Source organism: Rhizobium indigoferae, assembly GCF_034554815.1.
Lineage (GTDB): Bacteria > Pseudomonadota > Alphaproteobacteria > Rhizobiales > Rhizobiaceae > Rhizobium > Rhizobium leguminosarum.
This window is the reverse complement of the sequence record NZ_CP140635.1, coordinates 896,333-917,073: the sequence shown is the minus strand read 5'-3', so window position 1 is coordinate 917,073 and position 20,741 is coordinate 896,333. Positions and strand designations below refer to the sequence as shown.

The 20,741-nt window shown below is 62.0% G+C and carries 21 protein-coding genes and 2 pseudogenes; 5 read left to right on the top strand and 18 right to left on the bottom strand.

Going from position 1 to position 20,741, the window contains the following annotated elements:
* Window positions 1–64 precede the first annotated feature (64 nt).
* Window positions 65–1,657, top strand: a complete 1,593-nt coding sequence (locus U5G49_RS04695; RefSeq protein WP_193444807.1) for an ABC-F family ATP-binding cassette domain-containing protein — start codon at window positions 65–67, stop codon at window positions 1,655–1,657.
* Between the two features lie 7 nt (window positions 1,658–1,664).
* On the opposite strand, the gene U5G49_RS04690 is transcribed toward U5G49_RS04695, so the two are convergent.
* Window positions 1,665–2,162 (bottom strand): metal-dependent hydrolase, encoded by a 498-nt coding sequence (locus U5G49_RS04690; RefSeq protein WP_028733809.1) that lies wholly within the window; start codon window positions 2,160–2,162, stop codon window positions 1,665–1,667.
* A 382-nt stretch (window positions 2,163–2,544) separates the two neighbouring features.
* Here U5G49_RS04690 and U5G49_RS04685 point away from each other — a divergent pair, with 382 nt between their 5' ends.
* A complete protein-coding gene (locus tag U5G49_RS04685) occupies window positions 2,545–4,065 on the top strand; it encodes an ABC-F family ATP-binding cassette domain-containing protein (protein WP_193444808.1) in 1,521 nt (506 codons plus the stop codon).
* A gap of 203 nt (window positions 4,066–4,268) precedes the next feature.
* Here the strand turns inward: U5G49_RS04685 and U5G49_RS04680 are convergent, their stop codons facing one another.
* From U5G49_RS04680 to U5G49_RS04670, 3 genes are all read right to left on the bottom strand, one after another.
* Entirely contained in the window at window positions 4,269–5,048 is a 780-nt protein-coding gene (locus U5G49_RS04680) for a VOC family protein (RefSeq protein ID WP_018241191.1), read from the bottom strand.
* Window positions 5,049–5,126: 78 nt separating this feature from the next.
* Window positions 5,127–5,594 carry a DUF1579 domain-containing protein gene (locus tag U5G49_RS04675; RefSeq protein ID WP_193444809.1) on the bottom strand — a complete coding sequence of 156 codons (468 nt, stop codon included), beginning with the start codon at window positions 5,592–5,594 and terminating at the stop codon, window positions 5,127–5,129.
* An 85-nt stretch (window positions 5,595–5,679) separates the two neighbouring features.
* Window positions 5,680–6,408 carry a DUF899 domain-containing protein gene (locus U5G49_RS04670; protein WP_193444810.1) on the bottom strand — a complete coding sequence of 243 codons (729 nt, stop codon included), beginning with the start codon at window positions 6,406–6,408 and terminating at the stop codon, window positions 5,680–5,682.
* An 88-nt stretch (window positions 6,409–6,496) separates the two neighbouring features.
* Here U5G49_RS04670 and U5G49_RS04665 point away from each other — a divergent pair, with 88 nt between their 5' ends.
* Complete coding sequence (locus tag U5G49_RS04665) at window positions 6,497–6,943, top strand: MarR family winged helix-turn-helix transcriptional regulator (protein WP_193444811.1); 447 nt, start codon at window positions 6,497–6,499, stop codon at window positions 6,941–6,943.
* 91 nt (window positions 6,944–7,034) lie between these two features.
* Here the strand turns inward: U5G49_RS04665 and U5G49_RS04660 are convergent.
* A pseudogene (locus U5G49_RS04660) lies at window positions 7,035–7,456 on the bottom strand (organic hydroperoxide resistance protein).
* A 337-nt stretch (window positions 7,457–7,793) separates the two neighbouring features.
* On the opposite strand from U5G49_RS04660, the gene U5G49_RS04655 reads away from it, so the two are divergent.
* Entirely contained in the window at window positions 7,794–8,282 is a 489-nt protein-coding gene (locus U5G49_RS04655; RefSeq protein ID WP_193444812.1) for a MarR family winged helix-turn-helix transcriptional regulator, read from the top strand.
* 44 nt (window positions 8,283–8,326) lie between these two features.
* On the opposite strand, the gene U5G49_RS04650 is transcribed toward U5G49_RS04655, so the two are convergent.
* The 12 genes and pseudogenes from U5G49_RS04650 to U5G49_RS04600 form a co-directional block, all read right to left on the bottom strand.
* A complete protein-coding gene (locus U5G49_RS04650; protein ID WP_003546479.1) occupies window positions 8,327–8,551 on the bottom strand; it encodes a hypothetical protein in 225 nt (74 codons plus the stop codon).
* A gap of 230 nt (window positions 8,552–8,781) precedes the next feature.
* Window positions 8,782–9,018 carry a 30S ribosomal protein S21 gene (rpsU, locus tag U5G49_RS04645; protein WP_018241185.1) on the bottom strand — a complete coding sequence of 79 codons (237 nt, stop codon included), beginning with the start codon at window positions 9,016–9,018 and terminating at the stop codon, window positions 8,782–8,784.
* A 59-nt stretch (window positions 9,019–9,077) separates the two neighbouring features.
* Complete coding sequence (locus U5G49_RS04640; protein ID WP_018241184.1) at window positions 9,078–9,362, bottom strand: hypothetical protein; 285 nt, start codon at window positions 9,360–9,362, stop codon at window positions 9,078–9,080.
* Between the two features lie 275 nt (window positions 9,363–9,637).
* The gene (locus U5G49_RS04635; RefSeq protein WP_003546468.1) at window positions 9,638–9,847 is read right to left on the bottom strand and encodes a cold-shock protein; all 210 of its coding nucleotides are present in this window, start codon (window positions 9,845–9,847) and stop codon (window positions 9,638–9,640) included.
* 306 nt (window positions 9,848–10,153) lie between these two features.
* The gene (locus U5G49_RS04630) at window positions 10,154–10,888 is read right to left on the bottom strand and encodes a L,D-transpeptidase family protein (RefSeq protein ID WP_047619579.1); all 735 of its coding nucleotides are present in this window, start codon (window positions 10,886–10,888) and stop codon (window positions 10,154–10,156) included.
* 176 nt (window positions 10,889–11,064) lie between these two features.
* A complete protein-coding gene (locus U5G49_RS04625; protein WP_193444813.1) occupies window positions 11,065–11,871 on the bottom strand; it encodes a L,D-transpeptidase in 807 nt (268 codons plus the stop codon).
* Between the two features lie 99 nt (window positions 11,872–11,970).
* Window positions 11,971–12,102: pseudogene (locus U5G49_RS37325) on the bottom strand (nucleotidyl transferase AbiEii/AbiGii toxin family protein); the annotation flags it as partial.
* 37 nt (window positions 12,103–12,139) lie between these two features.
* Window positions 12,140–12,364 (bottom strand): hypothetical protein, encoded by a 225-nt coding sequence (locus U5G49_RS04620; RefSeq protein ID WP_193444814.1) that lies wholly within the window; start codon window positions 12,362–12,364, stop codon window positions 12,140–12,142.
* Between the two features lie 49 nt (window positions 12,365–12,413).
* Complete coding sequence (locus tag U5G49_RS04615) at window positions 12,414–13,334, bottom strand: alpha/beta hydrolase family protein (RefSeq protein ID WP_018449444.1); 921 nt, start codon at window positions 13,332–13,334, stop codon at window positions 12,414–12,416.
* A gap of 113 nt (window positions 13,335–13,447) precedes the next feature.
* Window positions 13,448–15,073, bottom strand: coding sequence for a cisplatin damage response ATP-dependent DNA ligase (locus tag U5G49_RS04610; RefSeq protein ID WP_193444815.1), 1,626 nt, complete (start codon window positions 15,071–15,073; stop codon window positions 13,448–13,450).
* A 51-nt stretch (window positions 15,074–15,124) separates the two neighbouring features.
* A complete protein-coding gene (locus U5G49_RS04605) occupies window positions 15,125–16,135 on the bottom strand; it encodes a ligase-associated DNA damage response exonuclease (protein ID WP_166480327.1) in 1,011 nt (336 codons plus the stop codon).
* An 87-nt stretch (window positions 16,136–16,222) separates the two neighbouring features.
* Window positions 16,223–17,029, bottom strand: a complete 807-nt coding sequence (locus U5G49_RS04600) for an alpha/beta fold hydrolase (RefSeq protein WP_018241178.1) — start codon at window positions 17,027–17,029, stop codon at window positions 16,223–16,225.
* Between the two features lie 114 nt (window positions 17,030–17,143).
* Between U5G49_RS04600 and U5G49_RS04595 the strand changes: the two genes are divergently transcribed.
* Entirely contained in the window at window positions 17,144–18,115 is a 972-nt protein-coding gene (locus U5G49_RS04595; RefSeq protein WP_193444816.1) for a glycerophosphodiester phosphodiesterase family protein, read from the top strand.
* Window positions 18,116–18,220: 105 nt separating this feature from the next.
* Here U5G49_RS04595 and U5G49_RS04590 read toward each other — a convergent pair whose 3' ends face one another.
* The gene (locus tag U5G49_RS04590; RefSeq protein WP_193444817.1) at window positions 18,221–20,518 is read right to left on the bottom strand and encodes a sensor domain-containing protein; all 2,298 of its coding nucleotides are present in this window, start codon (window positions 20,516–20,518) and stop codon (window positions 18,221–18,223) included.
* Window positions 20,519–20,741: the final 223 nt, after the last annotated feature.

The following is a 20,741-nucleotide window of genomic DNA, read 5'->3' as shown; positions in this document are numbered from 1 at the left end:
GCCGCAATGGATTTTAACCCGATCGCAACGCCAGTTCGCCTTGCCAACCGGGAAATCCATATCCATGCCTGCATCCATCACCCTCTCCCAAGTTTCGTGGTCCGCGCCTGACGGGCGGCCGCTTTTTTCCAATCTCGACCTGAGTTTCGGAGCCGAGCGTACCGGTCTCGTCGGGCGCAACGGCGTCGGCAAGACGACGCTGCTGAAGCTCGTCTCCGGTGAAATCCAGCCGCATTCGGGCACCGTATCCGTCAACGGCAGCCTTGGCGTGCTGCGGCAGAGCGTTCAGGTAGCATCTGACGAAACGGTTGCCGATCTCTTCGGCGTCACCGATGCGCTCGCTGTTCTTCGCCGCGCCGAAGCCGGCGCGGCAACGGCCGACGAGCTGGCATCCGCGGACTGGATGCTGGAGGCGCGCATTGCCGCAGCGCTCACTCGGACCGGGCTCGACGCGTCACCGGAAACCCCACTTGCGGCACTCTCCGGCGGGCAGCGCACACGTGCCGGGCTGGCGGCGCTGATCTTTACCGAACCGGATTTCCTGCTGCTCGACGAACCCACAAACAATCTCGATCGCGAAGGCCACGAGGCGGTGATCGCGCTGATGTCAGGCTGGCGGGCCGGCGCCCTCATCGTCAGCCATGACCGCGAACTGCTCGAAAGCGTCGACGCGATCGTCGAACTGACCTCGCTCGGCGCCACGCGCTTCGGCGGCAACTGGAGCCATTATCGCGAGCGCAAGGCCCTCGAACTCGTGGCGGCACAGCATGATCTCACTGAAGCCGAAAAACGCATGGCCGAGGTGGCAAAGAAGGTGCAGGCGACAGTGGAGCGCCAGGCGCAGAGGGACAGCATCGGGCGGAAGATGGCCGCCAAGGGCGGCATACCGCGCATCATGCTCGGCGGCATGAAGGAGCGGAGCGAAACGACGGGCGGCGACAATGCCCGCCTCGCCGAACGCCGGCGCGCCCAGGCACTGGAAGAGGCAAGGGCAGCGCGCGATAAGATCGAGATCCTGCAGCCCTTGTCGGTGACCTTGCCGCCGACCGGGCTGCCCGCCAGCAAGATCGTGCTAAGGATGAATGACGTGACATCGGGCTACCAGCCGGGTGATCCCGTCATCCGCGATCTCTCCTTCGACGTGACCGGACCGGAGCGTATCGCCGTCACCGGCCGCAACGGCTCGGGCAAGACGACATTGCTGGCGCTCATTACCGGCGAGTTGAAACCCTGGGCCGGCACGGTCGGCGTCATGACTGCCTTCTCGATGCTCGATCAGACGGTCAGCCTACTCGATCCGTCGGTCTCGATCCGCGACAATTTCCGCCGGATCAATCTGCTGGCCGATGAAAATACCTGCCGGGCCGCCCTTGCCCGCTTCATGTTCAGGGCGGATGCGGCGCTGCAGACTGTATCGACGCTGAGCGGCGGGCAATTGCTGCGAGCCGGCCTTGCCTGCGTGCTCGGCTCGGCACCGCCGCCGCTGTTGATCCTCGACGAGCCGACCAACCATCTCGACATCGACTCGATTGCCGCCGTCGAGGCCGGATTGCGCGCCTATGACGGCGCGCTCATCGTCGTCAGCCACGACGAGACATTCCTCAGGAGTATCGGGATAACGCGGCGGCTGGATTTGTCTGCCGGCCACCCGGGATAATTCCGCCTCATGCCTGCTGCCGGCCTCCGACGCGACGATTCCGGCAGACGGCGACGATCAACGCGGTGACGCAGATCAGGAGTTCGAGAACGAAGGTCCAATGCAGCATGAAACTCACGATCCAATTGCTGTAGGTCGCCGGCACCGTCGTCAGCTCGAATTTCGACCAATCGAATGGCGCGAGCCAAAGCATCGGCGCAGCGACGGTATCCATAACCATATGAAGCGCGACGGCTGCGAAAAAGACGGCGGCCGTGGGAAGCCAGTCCGGCGCCAGTCGACTGATCGCCGGCAGGGCCGTGGCGGCGAAGCCGAGCCAAAAAAGCGGCCAGTGGGAGACATAGTCGTGATGGTGGACTTTGCCGCCGGTCAGGAAGAAATAGACCATATCGAAATCCGGCAATACGCTGCCGATCAAGGCTACGGTCATGATGCCGGGTGCGGCGGACCGTTGCCGCGCGGCGCTCCCGAGAAGGTAGCCTGCAGGCAAATGGGCAATGAGCATGCGTCTTATTCTCCCGGTCGGTCCCGAAGAATCCTCTATGCGCGGTTTATGGCTAGAATCGGCGCAGGTCCGGCTCTCTTGCCTCTTTTTGCGGGCAATGTTATTTGGGTCTTGCAAGCTTTTGAGAAAGGAGGATCACGCAATGCAATATTATTTTCGGTTTAATCGCCAGCGTGGTCCCGTCAACGCCCTGCAAATGCGTTTGCAGGGCTGACCAGAGACCGTTTCTCGACATCTCTTCCTGGTCTGCCCTTCGTGGCCAATGCGGCGCCGTAATTGACAGCGCGCATTCCTCTCATTTCCCGGGCTCGAACCGCGCAATCCCGTGATGGCTGAATGCCCCGGATCGTGCCGACCACCCGGTCAAGACCAGAGAACGATCATGACACTCATCACTATCCGCAATCTCGGCGTGACGCTGGGCAATCCGTTGTTTTCCAAGCTCAATCTCGTCGTCAACGCCGGCGACCGCATCGGCCTCGTCGCCGCCAACGGGCGGGGGAAATCGACGCTGCTTGCCTGCATCACCGGTACGCTGGAGCCGAGCGAGGGCGAGATCACCAAGGCGCGCGGGCTGACCATCGGCCATGTCGCGCAGAATGTGCCGCCTCCCCTTTTCGACACGCCGTTCTACGATGCGGTGCTGCAGGCGCTGCCGGCCGATCAGGCCGAAAGCGAGAGCTGGCGCGTCGACGTCGTGCTGGAATCACTCGACGTGCCGGAGCTCACGCGGAGCCGGCCGCTGAAGCAATTGAGCGGCGGCTGGCAGCGGCTTGCCATGCTTGCCCGCACCTGGGTGAGCGAGCCCGACGTGCTTCTGCTCGACGAGCCGACCAACCATCTCGACCTTGAAAAGATCGCGCAGCTGGAGGGCTGGCTGAATGCGCTGCCGCGCGACGTGCCGGTTATCCTGTCCAGCCACGACCGCGCCTTCCTCGATGCGACGACCAATCGGACGCTGTTCCTGCGGCCGGAGCAATCGCCGGTCTTTGCCCTGCCCTACACACGGGCGCGCGCTGCCCTCGACGAGGCCGATGCGTCAGAGGCCCGGCGCTACGAGCGCGACATGAAGGTGGCGGAGCAATTGCGCAAGCAGGCGGCGAAGCTCAACAATATCGGCATCAATTCCGGCAGCGACCTGCTCGTCGTCAAGACGAAGCAGCTCAGGCAACAGGCGGAGAAGCTAGAGGACGCGGCAAAACCGGCGCATCTGGAGCGCTCGGCCGGGGCGATCCGGCTCGCCAACCGCGGCACCCATGCCAAGGTGCTGGTGACGCTGGAGGATGCGGTGGTGACGACGCCGGATGGAACGCTGCTGTTCAAGACCGGCCGGCAGTTCGTCTGCCAGGGCGACCGCATCGTGCTGCTCGGCCTCAACGGCGCCGGCAAGTCGCGGTTGGTGTCGATGCTGAAACAGGCGATCGAAAGACCCGAGACGGCACGCGACGGCATCAAGGCGACGCCGTCGCTCGTGCTTGGCTATGGCGACCAGGCGCTTGCCGATCTTGCCGACACCGACACGCCGATCGGCACGATCATCCGCCGCTTCGATGTCGGCGACCAGCGGGCGCGGGCCTTGCTGGCGGGCGCCGGCATGACGATCGACATGCAAGCAAAACCGATCGGCCAACAGTCCGGCGGCCAGAAAGCGCGGCTCGGCATGCTGGTACTGAGACTTGCGGAGCCGAACTTCTACCTGCTCGACGAGCCAACCAACCACCTCGACATCGAGGGCCAGGAGGCGCTGGAGAGCGAGCTGATGGCGCACGAGGCGAGCTGCCTGCTGGTATCGCATGACCGCAGTTTCGTGCGGGCGGTGGGAAACCGGTTCTGGCTGATCGAGAAGAAGCGGCTGGTGGAGGTGGAAGGTCCGGAAGGGTTCTTTGCTTCGGTTGGAGGGTGATGGTGGTGGGGGTGGTGGGATCCGGAGCGTAATAGTTGTTGACGGTGTGCCGTGAGGCCTCTCATCCGGCTGCCGCCACCTTCTCCCCGCTGGGGAGAAGAGACTCGTGGCGACGTCTCGATTCCCCCTTCTCCCCTCGGGGAGAAGTGCCCGTAGGGCGGATGAGGGGGCTGCACGGCACACCGCCAACGTCGCTCCCAAACCTACCGCTTCGGTGCGACCAGACAGAAGAAGGCACCTTGCGGGTCCGTGGCCTGGACGATCCAGCTGCCGCCAGGGACTTCCATCGGGCCGTGGACGACCTTGCCGCCGCCCGATGTGAGGCGTTCGGTTGCGGCGTCGAGGGTCGGCACGATGAAATAATAGCACCAGAAGGGCATCGGAAGGTTTTCCGGCTTGGTCATCATGCCGCCGATCTGCCTGCCGTTATGGGCGAAGAGATAATAGACGCCCATCGGACCCATGTCGAATTCGCTGTGCTTCGTCCAGCCGAACCGCTTGGAATAGAAGGCCAGCGCTTCCTCGCCATTGCCAGCATAGAGTTCGCGCCAGCCGATATTGCCGGGCGCGTCGAAGGCCAGTTCCGGCATGGGATTTTCCATCGGCGCCGGCGTCATGATGCAGAGCACCGCGCCATGCGGATCGGCGACGACGGCGAAGCGACCGATGGTCGGGATGTCTTCCGGCGGACGGCGGACCGAACCGCCATTGGCGGCAAAATCCTTTGCCGACTGGTCGACGTCGTCAACGTCGACATAACCCGTCCAGTTCGGTGGAATGCCCTTGCCCTCGAGTTCGGCCGGAAATTCCATCAGGCCGGCGACACCGATGCCGTTCGCCTCGAAGATCGTGTAGGTCGGCATGCCCTCCATTTTCATTTCGGAGGTCGTCCAGCCGACGACCGAGCTGTAGAATTTCGCGGCAGCTGATGTGTCGGGGGTCATCAACTCGCACCAGATGAACTTTCCATGCGTCTCAGACATCATACTCTCCCTTTTTCGACGCTCCTCTTCGGAAGCCTCTTTGCAAGGCCTCTATTTCGAGGGTGAGCGCCGTGATTGTCATATCCTGCGGGCGTAATGCGCTTCCATGAACTGCTTCCAGGAGCCATCCGGCTGCTTGGCGCTGGAGACGAAGGTGCGGTGATCGGCATCGACGAAGATGATCTGCTCGCGGTACTCGGCAAGTCCCTCGCCGTTGAAGTCGGGCCCTGTCGTATAAAGGTCCAGCACATTGCCTGACGCGTCGACCTCGCCCTCATAGACCCACATATAGTCCATCATGCTGCCGATCCAGCTGCCGACGTACTTGCCCTTTGCGGCGTTGTAGCCGAGCGTCAGGATGCTGGTGGCCTGCTTACCATCAGGCATGCGGCCGGTCCCTTCGGCGACGAACCAGATCCCATGCAGCGAGCGGACGGTCTCGGTCCAGGGCTCACCGCCACTCATGTCGGGTGCGGTGACGGTCCAGTCGCCGATCAGTCTTTCCAGAAAGGAATGTTCCTTCAGCACTTCAGCGGTCTTCATCATCCTCTTCTCCCTTGAGTGATGGTGGCGCTTGTTTTCCGCATTCCGGACGCAAAACCGCTTACACTTTTCGGCATCATGCTCCGGCTCAGTGACAGCAGGATGGCGCCTTGGCGGCCTCCTCATATTCGTCGTGGCGGCGCACGAAATTCATCGTGCTGTCCTCGTTGCGGCCCTTCGGGGCGCGGTCGAGGATCATCAAGGTGCCGATCAGTTCTTCCGGCCCGCGAGCATAGCTCGAATAGGTATGGAAGATCTCACCCTTGTCGTTGCGGTAGAAAGCGCTGAGGCCCGGCAGTTCGTCATTGGCATCGGCCGGCTGCATAGGCGTGAAATTGTAGAAGACCTTATCTTTGGCAAGATCCTCGGGGCTAAAAGAAACGTGATAATCGAAATTGAAATCGCTGCCGAAGGAAGAGACCCAGGGAAATTTCCAACCCATGCGCCGCTTGTAGGCGGCGATCTTGTCAAGCGGCGCGCGCGAAACGGCGACCCAGGTAACGTCATGATGGTTCAGATGCGGCAGGGCGCCATCGACATGATCCGACAGGAAGGAGCAGCCGGTGCAGCCGGCATCCCAATCCGGGCCGAGCATGAAATGGTAGATCAGCAACTGGCTGCGACCGTCGAAGAGATCGGCGAGCGACTTCCTGCCCTCGAGCGTTTCGAAGACATAATCCTTGTCGACCTTTACCCAGGGCAGCGCCAAACGGGCGGCGTTGACGCTGTCGCGCAGCCGCGTCGCCTCCTTCTCCTTTGCCAGCAGGGCACGGCGGGCCTCCAGCCACTCTTCGCGGGAAACAACGTCATTCTGCATGGAGTGCGCCCTCCTCCGGCGCTTGCCGGTGAAGCCGGCTCATCTCCTTCTCCTTGACTAAATACATTGATATCAATAGAAATGAAGCATGTCAAATTCGATCGAGATTCCCTTTTCCACGACGCTGATGGTGCGCGACACCTGCCTCTGCCTGCATGTGCAGCGGGCAGCGCGCGCGCTTGCCCGGCTGTTCGACGACGCGCTGAGGCCGGCCGGGCTGACCAATGGGCAGTTTTCGCTGATGATGTCGCTGAACCGGCCGGAGCCATCGCCAATGGGGCCGGTCGCCGCCCTGCTCGCCATGGACCAGACGACGCTGACGGCGGCGCTGAAGCCGTTACAGCGCAAGGGCTGGGTGACGGTGATGGAGAACCCGAGGGACAGGCGCGGTCGGCTGCTGAGCCTCACCACTGAGGGCAAGGCGGTGTTGGTGAGAGCGCTGCCGATCTGGGAAAGCACGCATGCGATGATCGACGGAAAGCTGCCGGATGGCGGCGTCGCAAGGCTGCGGCAGGATCTGCTGGCGCTGTCATGAATGGCGGCAGAAACGCCGAAGCCGGCCGGATAGCACCCTACCCGACCGGCAGATGGCGGCAGCCGATACGGCTGCCAGCTTTTTAAATCGATCAGGCGACGGTGACCGGAACCTCGGTCGAGGTGCGCATGGCGTGGCTGTAGGGGCAGACGATATGGGCTGCGGCTGCGAGCTTTTCAGCCGTTTCGCGGTCGAGACCCGGAATGTCAACCGTCAGCGCCACTTCGATGCCGAAGCCGCCACCATCTTCCCGCGGGCCGATGCCGACCTTGGCGGAGACCGTCGTGTCTTCCGGAATCTTGACCTTCTGCTGGCCCGCGACAAATTTCAATGCCCGAGGAAGCAGGCGGAGTAGCCGGCAGCGAAGAGCTGTTCGGGATTGGTGCCGGTCGCACCGTCGCCGCCGAGTTCCTTGGGGACGGTCAGGGTCACGTCCAGAACGCCGTTTTCGGAAACGGCGCGGCCTGCGCGGCCGCCGATGGCAGAGGCTTTGGTCGTATAGAGAATAGGCATGACGATCTCCTTTGGTTGGCCCTTCGATGGGGTTGGATTTTTAGTATCGTACAATTAAATTGTACGCAAGTGAATTTTGCAAATTGCATTTCGAATTCGAAAGGAGGACAATCGGGCCTTAGAACAGGATGATCTTAGCCGCGCCGGCCTAAAATCTGAATCCTGTTCTAAATTAAAGAGTTAGAGCATGATGTCGCCCGAAAACCGCTGACACTTTTCGGCATCATGTTCTAGAGCAATTCCAGCAAAAGTGCGCAGCGGTTTTGCGCCCGGAATTGCGTGAAAACAAAGGGATAGAGCATTTCGTGATTCGAAGAAAAACGGGAATGCTCTAGGGATGATGGAAATGAAAGCGCACACGACGAAGACGATGGAGATACCGCAAGAGGAGAAGCGGCTGGAAAAACAGCTGTGCTTCGCGGTCTATGCGACGGCGCATGCTTTCACCCGCGCCTACAAGCCGATCCTCGACAAGGTCGGCCTGACCTATCCGCAATATCTGGTGATGCTGGTGCTCTGGGAACGCGGCGAATTGCCGGTCAAGACGATCGGCGAGCAGTTGGATCTCGATTCCGGCACGCTGTCGCCGCTGTTGAAACGGCTGGAACAGAGCGGGCTGATCAAGCGCATCCGCGACCTGCGCGACGAACGGCAGGTGATTGTGTCGCTGACCCCTAGAGGTGAGGCTATGAAGGGGGAGATCGACACGATCATGATGGCGATCGGGCAAGCCGCAGGCTGCACGCTTAAGGAAATGGCCGAGATGCGCGACATGCTGCATCGGCTGCGGGGTAATCTCGGGCGGGCCGGCGCGGACGGAGGCTGAACGCGTCCACCCGGTAGACCCTCATCAGCGTGCGCTCCGAGAGATCAGGGCCGCGGCTTAGCCGGCGACCGACGCTTCTTTGCAGGAGCCGCCTTAGGTTCGGCCTCGGCCTCCTGCTGCAAACGCAGCGCCTTCAGCTTCTCCGTCTTCTTGTCACGGGCCGACGCCTCGGCGGCGATGATGGCACGCGCCGTATGATCGGTCGCTTCTGCCTTGTCGCGAGACGAGAGCTTGGCGGGATTGAAGAATTCTCCCTTGGTGGCGGTCATGTGCCCCTTTCCCAGGTGATGGCGGCGCTACAGCATAATTCCTTAAATCGGAATTGGCTCAAGGAATTATGCAGAAATTCAAAGTGTTACAGCGTCCATTGCGCGTCTCAAAAGACGCGCAGCGCTGCAAGCCATGAATCCGCGGCTGAAAGCCGTGATCTCACGGCTGAAACCATGATTCCGCGGTCGGACCGTGATGCCACAGCCGGACCGCGACTCCCCGGCCGGGATCAGCGGGTGCGGAGAACTTTCTTCGGTGCCGGCAGCAGACCTTCGCGCTGCAGCTTCTTGCGGGCAAGCTTGCGCTGGCGGCGAATGGCCTCGGCCTTTTCGCGGGCGCGCTTCTCGGACGGCTTTTCAAAGGCGCTGCGCGCCTTCATTTCCCGGAACAGGCCTTCCCGCTGCATCTTTTTCTTGAGCACGCGGAGCGCCTGATCGACATTGTTGTCCCTGACGAGTACCTGCAAAACGATATCCTTCCTGTCGCGGCGGCGAGGCCGCACTGTCCATATTAAAAAGCGCGGGACTACTTCCCGATTTTGATGCTCGAAAACTTCAGCCAGGGTTCGGCGCCATCGGACTTGGCCGCCGCTTGGGGGGAAACCCTGGATGGCGTTTCCCCGGTATCGATGTCGGCCTCAGTGATGCGGCGTTCGAAATTCTCTGCGTCGAACTGGACGCGGTATTGCACATGCCCATGGTCGTTGGGCAGGATGCTGGAGATCCGGCACCGCTTGTCGGCTTTCGCCGTGCGGGTGAGGCCGGACTTCAGCACGATCATGTCGCCGACTTTATAGTTTGGTCTGCCCATTTCAGCGTCCCTTCGACTCTTCGGCTGCTCAATCGGTCAATCAGAACGACCAGGGGCCATTCAGGTACGACCGAGGGCCATTCCGGAAAAGCCTGCGATCAAAGCAAAAAGGCCGGGCTCGGACCCGACCTCTTCCAGTCACTCAGCCCGCTGCCCGTATGGTCAGCTCACCGCCACCCCTGGTCAGCTCGCTGCCAGTACATCCGTGGTCAGCTTGCCGCCAGCACATGGCCAGCCCGCTGCCATATTCATGGTCAGCAGAGGCGAATGACAAATCATGCGGCCTGAAGATTATCAGCCGAATTCTTGCCGGACTTCTTGTCGCGGACGAGATCGTAGCGGATCTTCTGACCTTCAACGAGTTCGCGCATGCCGGCGCGTTCAACCGCTGAAATATGGACGAAAACGTCCGTAGAACCATCATCCGGCTGAATGAAGCCAAAACCCTTGGTGCCATTGAACCACTTGACGACGCCTGAATTCATAACGATCTCCTTTTCAACCGTTTGTGTTCGCCTGCGGAGAGATATCCGACAAGCCGTATCGATGTTGAGAGGATATCTGACGGTGCGCTCAAGCGCGTGGACAAAGGTCGCAAGCAATTCGATACGCACCATGTAGGATATTTACCGAATTAAGCAATGGTATTTCGGAAAATAATTCTCTTGCGGGCGCAGAATGAAGCTCTTGCCCCGGGGGCAAAGCATCTGCTTCCCCGGGGCAAAGCAGGTGCTTGCCCGGGGCAAAGGAATTGATCCCAGGCGACCGGATTGCGGCCGCCTGGGTGAAAACTACTGCCAGACGACGATCGGCGCCTTTGTCGGAACGCGATCGTAGAGATCGATGATATCCTGGTTCAGCAGCCGCACGCAGCCCGATGAGACGGCCTTGCCGATCGAGCGCCAATCGGGATTGCCGTGCAGGCGATAAAGCGTGTCCTCTCCATTCGAGAAGATGTAGAGCGCGCGGGCGCCAAGCGGGTTTTTCAGGCCAGGCTCCATGCCGCCGTTGTCGATCGAATATTTGACGAGTTCCGGCTGGCGGGCGACCATCTCGTTCGGCGGTTTCCAGCGCGGCCATTTCTGACGCCACTGGATGACGCCCGAGCCCTGCCAGGCGAAACCCTCGCGGCCGATGCCGACGCCGTAGCGCATCGCCATGCCGTCGCCCTGGACGAGATAAAGGAAACGCGACGGCGTATCGACGACGATGGTGCCGGGCGGCTGGCCGGTGGGATCGACGACGCGCTGGCGATAATAGCGCGGATCGATCTGCTCGTAGGGAACGGCGGGAATGAGAAAGCCGCCATCCTCAACCGGGCCATACATGACGGCAAGCTCGGGCCCGCTCGGCACGCTTGACGCGGCCGGGGACTGGAACAGGCGCATGGGCGAACGATAGATGATCGACGTATCGCCCGATGTTACCGTATTGGCTGAGGAGGCGCAGCCGGTGAGCGCGGAGGCTGCGGTCAATGCCGAAAAGGAAAGAAAGCTGCGGCGGGAAAGATGTCTATCGAAGCTCATGACGCGGGACTGATTTCCTCTGATGCGGGAAGCCGGACGAAAGGGCTGATAAACCAGCGATTCGCCCGATGCCGATAACAACAAGAGAAGATCTATCGGCTTGCGCCAAATAAACCATAGCTTCACGCAGACGTGTCCGGCCTGAAGCGGACGATATGAGCAGCGCTGTTGCAGCGCTACATCACAACGATCTCGGCCCTGGCAGGAACGCGGTCGTAAAGATCGATGACGTCCTGGTTCAGCATGCGCACGCAGCCCGACGATGTGGCCTTGCCGATCGATTGCCAGTCGGGCGTGCCGTGGACGCGATAGAGCGTATCCTGCCCGTCCTTGAAGATATACATGGCGCGCGCGCCGAGCGGGTTCATCAGCCCCGGATTCATGCCGCCATTCTCCGCCCCGAATGGGCGAACCTCAGGCTGGCGCGAGACCATTTCGACCGACGGCGTCCAGCGCGGCCATTTCTGCTTCCACTGGATGACGCCGCGGCCCGACCAGGCGTAACCGTCGCGGCCGAGGCCGACGCCGTAACGCATCGCCTTGCCGTTGCCCTCGACGAAATAGAGGAAATGCGCATTGGTATCGACGACCACGGTGCCGGCACGCTCGGTCGTCTGATAATCGACCTCCTGGCGCAGGAACTGCGGCTGCACGCGGCTGACCGGGATCGCCGGCAGGGTGAAATCCGCGTCGCGAAGCTCCCCATACATCGCCATATGCACGGGATTGGTGACCGGCAGGCCGTAGGTCTGGTGGAACTGGGTCTTGTAGAGTTCGCGCGTCTGCGGCACCGGCTGATCGGGGATAGGCCGCACCCGGCGCGGATCGACGCCAGGCGGCTGATAGAAGACCGGCGAGGTTTCCTGGACGAAGCGGGCGGGCGAATCGGCGGCGACATCGGGAATGAGGATGTTGCACCCGCTCAGCGACGCAACCGCAATCACGAGCCCGGCAATCGGGAAGACCCGGCGCAGAAAATTCATGGAACCACCCTTATCAACGATCGGCAGACAACGACATCTGCCGGGACGATGGCATCCGCGGCTGGCGCGAGGCTGGCGTTGGGGTGGAAAAGGCAGGCGCTAAGACGACCAGAGCCGCTGCGCTTCGCCGCGAAGCGCAGCGATCGCCCGCACTGCAAGGTCGCCGTCCATCTGCAGAACGCTTGCGGCATCTCTCAATTCGGTCTCGTCCTCAAGTCTGGCGAGGACCCAAACGTGCACTCAAAACAACGGATAAAGAAACGGAAAATCAGGAAACGAGCAGGACGCCGTTGCCATAAGTGGCAGCCAGATCGCGGATCAGTTGCACCTCCCGCTCAGTCAGCCTACGAGTATCGACGAAACTCCAGTTTCGTTCATAAAGCGCGAAGGCCTCGCAGGCAGGCATGGCGCGCGCGGGGTCGCGATTCCATTCGAGCGATTTCAGCTCGGGAAAGTCGTTCGGCACAATCATGCTCTCTGCATTCGTCGTCATTCCGGCAATATAGGGCCGATCGCCCTTTTTTTTGAAGCGGCGGCGAAACTCAGGCCGCCACCCCGTGGAAGAAGCGAATGCTCTGTTCGATCTCGGCCGGCAGCGCCGAGGTATGATTGCCGGCGACGGTTTCGGTCTCAATATGGATGCCGGCGGCGCGGGCGCGGCGGGCAAGCAGATCGGCGCGGTCGTTGAAATGCGGCTCCTCCGTGCCGTGGACGACACGCACCGGGCATTTGAAGCTCTGGGCGTAACACAGAGCAGAGCGCACCTCGAATTCATGCTCATTGCTGTCGTCGAAGCGGATATCCTGGGGATAGCGGCTGAAAAAGCGGAAGGCGTTGGGGTTGCCCGAAATCGGCGCGGCGGCGCGGAACTTGTGGGTGGTCATCGCCGTCAGCATGGTCAATGTGCCGCCGATGCTGTGGCCGGCGATGAACAGCCGTTCGGGGTCGACGCCCGGCAGATGCGCCAGGCGCTCGGTGGCGGCCAGCACGTCGTCGACCTCGTCGTAGAAGCCGGAGAAATTGCCCATCTGGCCGTTTTCCCCGCGCAGCGACGGCATCATCACGACATAACCGGCATCCATATAGGGCTTCATCAACTGCCAGTGGCCGATGCCCATGGCATTGCCGCCGTGCAGGAAGAGCACGGCCGGTTTGGCGGCGCGCTCGCGCTTGTATTTGGAAACCCAGGCCGCCAGTTCCAGCTCGCCGTAGCCGGAGCGGTAGAAGATTTTGTCGGCATCGGCAGGCGCATTCAGCGGTTCGTATTTGTCGGGCGCCGGGCCCTTCTGCAACAGCTTGGTGCGGAAATGGTGGCGGACCTTGGCATAGTCGTGCTTGGCGAGGCGCGGCTCGTCCGGGACATCAAACGCGGCTGCCATGCGCGGCAGGATGAGTGCACCGGCAAGACCCGCCAGAACGGCACGGCGTTGACGGAAAAAGGAATTTTGTTCAAGCGAGCTCATAACGCACCCATCATTTCCCCGGCACGCAGAATCTGCACCGGAAGATCGTTGCCGCCAATACACATGATGTTGAAAATATTGCCCTGCGTCATTGTTGCGCAGGGCATGCAACCTCATTCCGGCTTGGCGTCGATCATGGCGATCAGCGTGCGCAACCGGTCGGCCTCGTAGGAGGGCTTGTCGGGGCGAAGGCGGGCGATGCGGGGGAAACGCATGGCGACCCCCGATTTGTGCCGGGTCGAGCGGTTGATGCCCTCGAAGGCCACTTCGACGACGAAGCCGAAATCCTTGTCGGCGCGCACGGCGCGCACCGGGCCGAAGCGCTCAGTGGTATTGTCACGCACGAACTTGTCGAGCACCTCGAGTTCGGCATCGGTGAAGCCGAAATAGGCCTTGCCGACGGGCACCAGCTGTTCGCCGTCCTCGTCATCGGCCCAGACGCCGAAGGTGAAATCGGAATAGTAGCTGGAGCGCTTGCCATGGCCGCGCTGGGCATACATCAGCACCGCATCGACATTATAGGGGTTGCGCTTCCACTTGAACCAGGGGCCTTTCATGCGGCCGGCCTGGTAGATGCTGTCGCGGCGCTTGATCATCACGCCTTCGATGACCGGATCGGGCGGCGCGGCGCGGAGAGCGTCGAGCTCTTCCCACGACGAGAACGGCACGAGCGGCGAGAGATCGAAACGGTCATGGGCGGCGCGGTCGATGATCTCGGTCAACCGCTCGCGGCGATCGATGTAGGTCCGGCCGCGGACATCCTCCTCGTCGTCGAAGAGCAGGTCATAGGTGCGGATGAAGGCGGGATAGTCGCCGAGCATCTTCGCCGTCACCGTCTTGCGGTTCAGGCGCTGCTGCAGGTCGGAGAAGGTCCGGGTCGGGCTGTTGGAGCGGGCGGTGCCGCCAACCAGCAGCTCGCCGTCGACGACGCCGGAAAAACTGATCGCGTCGAGAATATCGGGAAAGGCACCTGATATGTCGTCGCCGGAGCGGGAATAGATCTTGCGCCTGTCGCCGGAGCGGGAGAGCTGCACGCGGATGCCGTCCCATTTCCATTCGGCGACATAGTCGGCTGGATCGAGACCAGTGAGATCGCCCTCCTCCACCGCATTGGCGAGCATGACGGAGTGAAAGATTGCCGGTGTGGCCAACACCGGTTTTTCGCCGCCATTCGCCAGCCATTCAAACAGCGTCTCATAGGGCGGCTGCAGACCGTGCCAGAGGGTTTCGATCTCGGTGACGTCCTTGTCGCCGAGATCGGCCAGCGCCTGCTTGGCAAGGCGAGCGGAAACGCCGATGCGCATGGCGCCGGTCGCCAGCTTGATGAAGGCGAAACGGCCGGACGAATCCAGCCGGTCGAGCAGGTCACGGACGAAGCTGCGCACTTCTGTGCGGCCGAGTGCGTTCATGCCGGTGACGACCTCGCCGAGACGCGGCTGGGCGAGCGCTGAACGGTCGATATCCCTCTCATTGTCCCAGACAAGCGAGATGGTTTCGGCGAGATCGCCGACATAGTCGTAGGAATAGCGGAACAGCACCTCGTCCATGCGTTCGAGCACCAGCTCACGCAGCATGGCGGGCTTGACGTTGCGCACCTCCAGCGTGCCGGCAATGGCGGCAAGGCCATAGCCGCGGTCAGGATCGGGCGTGTCGCGGAAATAGTCGGTCAGCAGCTTCAGCTTGCCGTTGCGGCTGGGTGTGAGCACCAGGCGGTCGAGGAGGTCGGCGAAGGCTTTCATGGGCGCCTCCCGACTTCGGAGGGGTTTTGACGCGGGATATTGCTCATCTCCTCAATCGCCCTCATCCTCATAACCTACCAGATGCAGCGGTTTCGCCTTGATGCCCTGCAATTGGCACCAGCGCACCAAGGCCTCCTCGCGGCCATGCGTCACCCAGACCTCGGCCGGGTGCAATTCTCGGATCGTTTCGGTCAGCTCCGGCCAGTCGCAATGATCGGAGATGACGAGCGGCAGTTCGACGCCGAGCTGTTTGGCGCGCTGGCGCACCATCATCCAGCCGGAGGCGAAGGCCGGCAGCGGCTCGTTGAAGCGCCTGGCCCAGCGGTCGGCGAAGGCCGATGACGGGCCGATGACGACCGCACCCTTGAAGACTGACTTGTCGCGGCTTTCGATCGTCGCCGGCAGCAGCTCGCCGAGATCGATGCCCTGCTCGATATAATAGTCGCAGAGCCTTTCCATGGCGCCGTGGATATAGATCGGTTCGGCATAACCGGCATCGCGCAGCAGCCGGATGACGCGTTGGGCCTTTCCCAGCGCATAGGCGCCGACGAGATGGGTGCGCTCGGGAAATTGCCGCAGCGACGCCAGCAGCTTCGCTATCTCCTCCATCGGATCGGGATGATGGAAGACCGGCAGGCCGAAGGTCGCCTCGGTGATGAAGACATCGCAGGCAACCGGCACATAGGCGGCGCAGGTCGGGTCGGGTCGGCGCTTATAGTCGCCGGAGACGACGATGCGGGTGCCGTTCTTCTCAATGGCGATCTGGGCGGAGCCGAGCACATGGCCGGCCGGATGAAAGCTCACCTTGACGCCGTTCACCAGCAGTTCCTCGCCGAAGGCTGCGGCCTGCTCGCTGGCGCAAAAGCCGTCGCCGTAACGCAGACGCATGATGTCGAGTGTCTGGCGGGTGGCAAGCACGTTCACGTGGCCCGGGCGGGCATGATCCGAATGGCCGTGGGTGACGAGCGCCTGCTCGACCGGCCGCACTGGATCGACATAGAAGCCGCCCTCGGGGCAATAGAGCCCCTCCGGGGCGGGATAAAGCAGCGCATCAGGTCTCATGAAACGAGAGATAGCGGGAAATGGACGCGAGGCCAGAGGACGGGAAGAACGGACTATGGAATGGGGCGCGGCTCAACGACTGCGATGTCATGACCCTATCCCGTCGAGAAAGTTGACCACAGCGACATTAAACTCACCCGGCCGCTGCAGCGGCGCGAAATGACTGACGCCTGTGAGATAGATCATCTCAGCGTTCGGAATGCTGCGGGCAAGATATTCGGCATGGTCGGGCTTGATGAATTCGTCGCGCTCGCCGAGGACGATTGCGACCGGCACCCGGATCAGGCCCAAGTCGGCGGCCTGATAATTCGGCTCCGTCCGCATCATCAGGCTGACCGCCTCGACGAATGGATTAAAATCGTCAGGCGTGGTGGACAATGCGGCATAGTCCTTGGCGTGCCGGCTGAAGCATCGGTCGATGACCGGGCTCGGAACAAATTCCAGCGTGCCGCTCGGATCCATGTTGCAGGCGAAAAAGAAGACCCCCTCGACACGTGACGGCGCCGTCATGGCGAGAATCAGGGCAATGCAGGCGCCGTCGCTCCAGCCGACGACGGCCGCCTTGTCGAGATGCAGCGCGTCCATGACGGCGAGCACGTCGGAGGCCATCAGCTCATAGCTATAGGGACGGGCATCGCGGGTGCTTCTTCCATGGCCACGGCTGTCGATCAGCACGACGCGGCGGCCGCGGCGCAACAGTGCCGGGACCTGATAGCCCCAATTGCCGCTGTGACCAAGGCCGCCATGCAGCAGAATGACAGGGGGACCTGCACCGTAGGACGCATACCAGATGCGGGCACCGTCGCGCGCGACATGCCCTTCAACTGCTGCCGGCGGCAATGGGGCGCCGCCATGCGTCTCGAAATGGATGAGCTCGTCGTCTTGTGGTTCCATAGCGATGAGGCTCCCGTCCGGCGAATAGACCGATGGCATAGAAAAGCCGGAAAACAGCCTAAGAACAACCAGAATCGCTTTCTAGCCCTTGCGATGCAACCAGGGGGATCGGTATTGGGCAGGAAGTTTTTCTATTGTGCGGCGGCAATCGCGGTCGTCGCGGCGGGTATCTACCTCAACAATACCAGCCTGCTTGCCGAACATCGGCCGGGAAAACCGGTGCTGCTCGCCCATCGCGGCATCGCCCAGCGCTTCGACGAAACCGATCTGAAGAACGACACCTGCACGGCGAGCCGCATGCTGCCGCCGAAACACGATTATCTCGAAAACACCATCCGCTCGATGCAGGCAGGTTTTGCGGCGGGCGCCGATATTGTCGAGATCGACGTACATCCGACAACGGACGGGCAGTTCGCCGTCTTTCACGACTGGACGCTCGACTGCCGCACCGATGGACATGGCGTCACCCGCGAGCATTCGATGGCTGACATGAAGAGGCTCGACATCGGCTATGGCTATACCGCCGATGGCGGCAAGACCTTTCCCTTTCGCGGCCGTGGCATCGGCATGATGCCGACCCTTGCCGAGGTGCTGTCGACCTTTCCGGATCGGCGCTTCCTCATCAACATCAAGAGCCGCGATCCTTCCGAGGGCGAAAAGCTCGCCACCGTGCTCAACGGACTTTCCCAGGAAAGACGGGCCGAGATCATCGTCTATGGCGGTGACGAGCCGATCGACGTCGTGCGCCGGATGGCACCCGATATCAAGACCGCCTCGCGCAAGAGCCTGAAGGGCTGCCTGTTCGGCTATATCGGCTATGGCTGGACCGGCCTGCTGCCGGACGAATGCAAACATGCGATGATGCTGGTGCCGATCAACATCGCCCCGTGGCTCTGGGGCTGGCCGGACCGTTTTCTCAACCGGATGGCGGATGCCGGGACCGAGGTCTTCGTGCTCGGCCCCTATCGCGGCAGCGATTTTTCCACCGGCATCGATGACCCCGCGCAACTGGCGCGGCTGCCGCCAAACTATGCGGCGGGCATATGGACGAACGAGATCGAGGCGATCGGCAAGCTTGCGAAATAGAGCTTGAAAGACGCCGCATCGACCTGATCGATGCGGCGTCTTTCAATGTTTCCTTTTGTGCATGTCGTTCTCCCAAAACCGCTGCACACTTTTGGGCGACATGCACTAGAGGCTCCGCGCCCGCAGCAATGCCGGAATCTCCTCCGGGGAGACGGGTTTCGAGAAGCGGTAGCCTTGCGCCTCCTCGCAACGCGCCTGACGCAGGAAATCCATCTGGGCGTCGGTTTCGACACCCTCGGCGAGGACCGAGAGCTTCAGCGTCTGCGCGAGCGAGATGACGGCCGAGGCGATGGCGACGGCGGTCTTGTCGCCCGGCAGGGCCTCGACCAACGAACGGTCCATCTTCAGGCGGTCGAAGGGGAAGGTCTTCAGTGCAGCTAGGCTGGAATAGCCGGAGCCGAAGTCGTCGATCGACAGGCGAACGCCCAGCGCCCGCAGCGATTCCATCATGGCGAGCGCGCGTTCGGCATCGTGCATCACCACGCTTTCGGTGACCTCCAGCTCCAGCCAGCGCGACTGCAGGCGGTGGCGCTCGAGCGCTTCGGTGACATGGGTTGCGAAATCCGGGTCGGCGAATTGCTTGGCGGAGACGTTGACGGCGATCGTCAGCGGCGGCAGGCCCATATCCTGCCAGTTGCGCGCCTGGCGGCAGGCCTCGTTCAGCACCCAGAGACCGAGGGGGACGATCAGGCCGGTCTCTTCGGCGAGCGGAATGAAATTGACCGGCGGCAGCCTGCCCTTGGCCGGATGGTTCCAGCGAACCAGCGCCTCGAGCCCGGTGATGCGGCCGGTGGCGACATCGACCTGCGGCTGATATTGCAGGAACAGCTGGTCGCCGGCGATCGCCAGGTGCAGTTCCTCGTGCTCGCCGAGCGGCATTCCGAGGGGCGTGCTGCCGCCCTCGTGATGTTGCAATGTGTTGCGGCCGAGTTCCTTGGCGCGGTACATGGCGCGGTCGGCATTGGCGAGAAGCTCTTCCGAGGTTGCGCCATCGAAGGGGAAGGCAGCGACACCGATGCTCGAGGTGACGGTGATCTCGCCGTCCGCGCCGCGGATCGGCCGGTTGATCGCCTTCTGCAGCTCGCGAAGACGGCGCGTGATGCCGGCATCGTGGCTCGACTGGTGGACGAGCACCACGAGGAATTCGTCGCCGCCGAGACGCACCACCATATCTGACGCCCTGACGCTATTAGCCATGCGGGCGGCGATCTCCTTCAGCACCTCGTCGCCGGCGGCGTGGCCGCGGCCATCATTGATGTACTTGAAATTGTCGAGATCGATATAGGCGACGGTCACCTTGCGGTTGTTGCGCCGGGCCTGGTCGAGGATACTCGCCAGCCGCTCCTTCAGGAAGGCGCGGTTCGGCAGGCCCGTGAGATCGTCATGATGGGCCATGAAATGAATGCGGTCGTCGACACGCTTGCGCTCGATGGCGATGCCGGCGATATGGGTGGCGAGCGCCACCAGCGTCATCTCGTGCTCGGTGGGACGGCGGACTTCCCTGGAATAGAGCGCGAACGTGCCGAGCACATTGTTCTGCGATGTGGCGATCGGCGTCGACCAGCAGGAGCGGAAGCCGAACGGGGCAATCAACGCGCGAAAATCCTCCCAGAGCGGATCGCTCATCACGTCCTCGACGATCACGGTCTGACCACGCCACGCGGCGGTGCCGCAGGAGCCGACCTTCGGGCCGATCGTGACACCATCGATGAGGCGGCTGTAGCCGCCGGGCAGATTGGGAGAGGCGCCGTGATAGAGCCTGGTGCCCTCGCTGTCGAGCAGCAGCACCGATCCGTCGATCCCGGTCAGTTGCGCCTCGATCATCAGCACGAGCGCCTCGAGGATCATCGGCAACGGCTCGTTGCGGGCAATCATTTCGAGCAGGCTCGCCTGGCCGCGATGCAGATCCTCCTGGCGCTTGCGTTCGGTGATATCACGGGAAACACCGATCAGGCCGACGATTTCGCCGCGATCGTTGCGCAGCGGGATCTTCGAGGTCAGCCGGCATATCGGTCTTCTGCTGCCGGGAAGGACGTAGGATTCCTCCATGTCGATGCGGGCTTCGCCCGTCGTCATGATCTGCTGCTCGATATCGAAATGGTGGAGCGCCGTCTCGAAATCGAACAGGTCGAAATCGCGCTTGCCGGTCATCAGCACAGCACTCTCCAGGCCAAGGCTGCTGGCGGTGACGGCATTGGCAAAGACGAAGCGGCTGTCACGATCCTTGACGTAGAGAAAATCCGGAAGCTCGTGGACGATTTCCTTGAGGCGGAGATTCTCGATACCCTCGGAAAAGTGGTGGGCAGTCGATGCCATCATTGCCTCCGTCGCGGCGACGATGCGCCGCGTTTCGGCCGTCAGGGCATCGGCTGATTCCCATCGCCTGGCACTCGGTTCGTGCATGCCGCCATTCTCCCCGCCGGCCGAAGGCCGTATCCCACACCCGTCATCATAGAATTTCCCTTAAAAGTAGTCCTCATTTCCTTCGGCTTGCTTAAATGAAAGGGTGAACAAGACGACAATATAAGCGGCGATATCCTGCCGTCGCGCTCGCCACGACGGCAATTTCGCCCGCCTTTGCCAAGCTTGTGCCAAAAGAATACATGTCCGCCTGGCACGTTTCCTG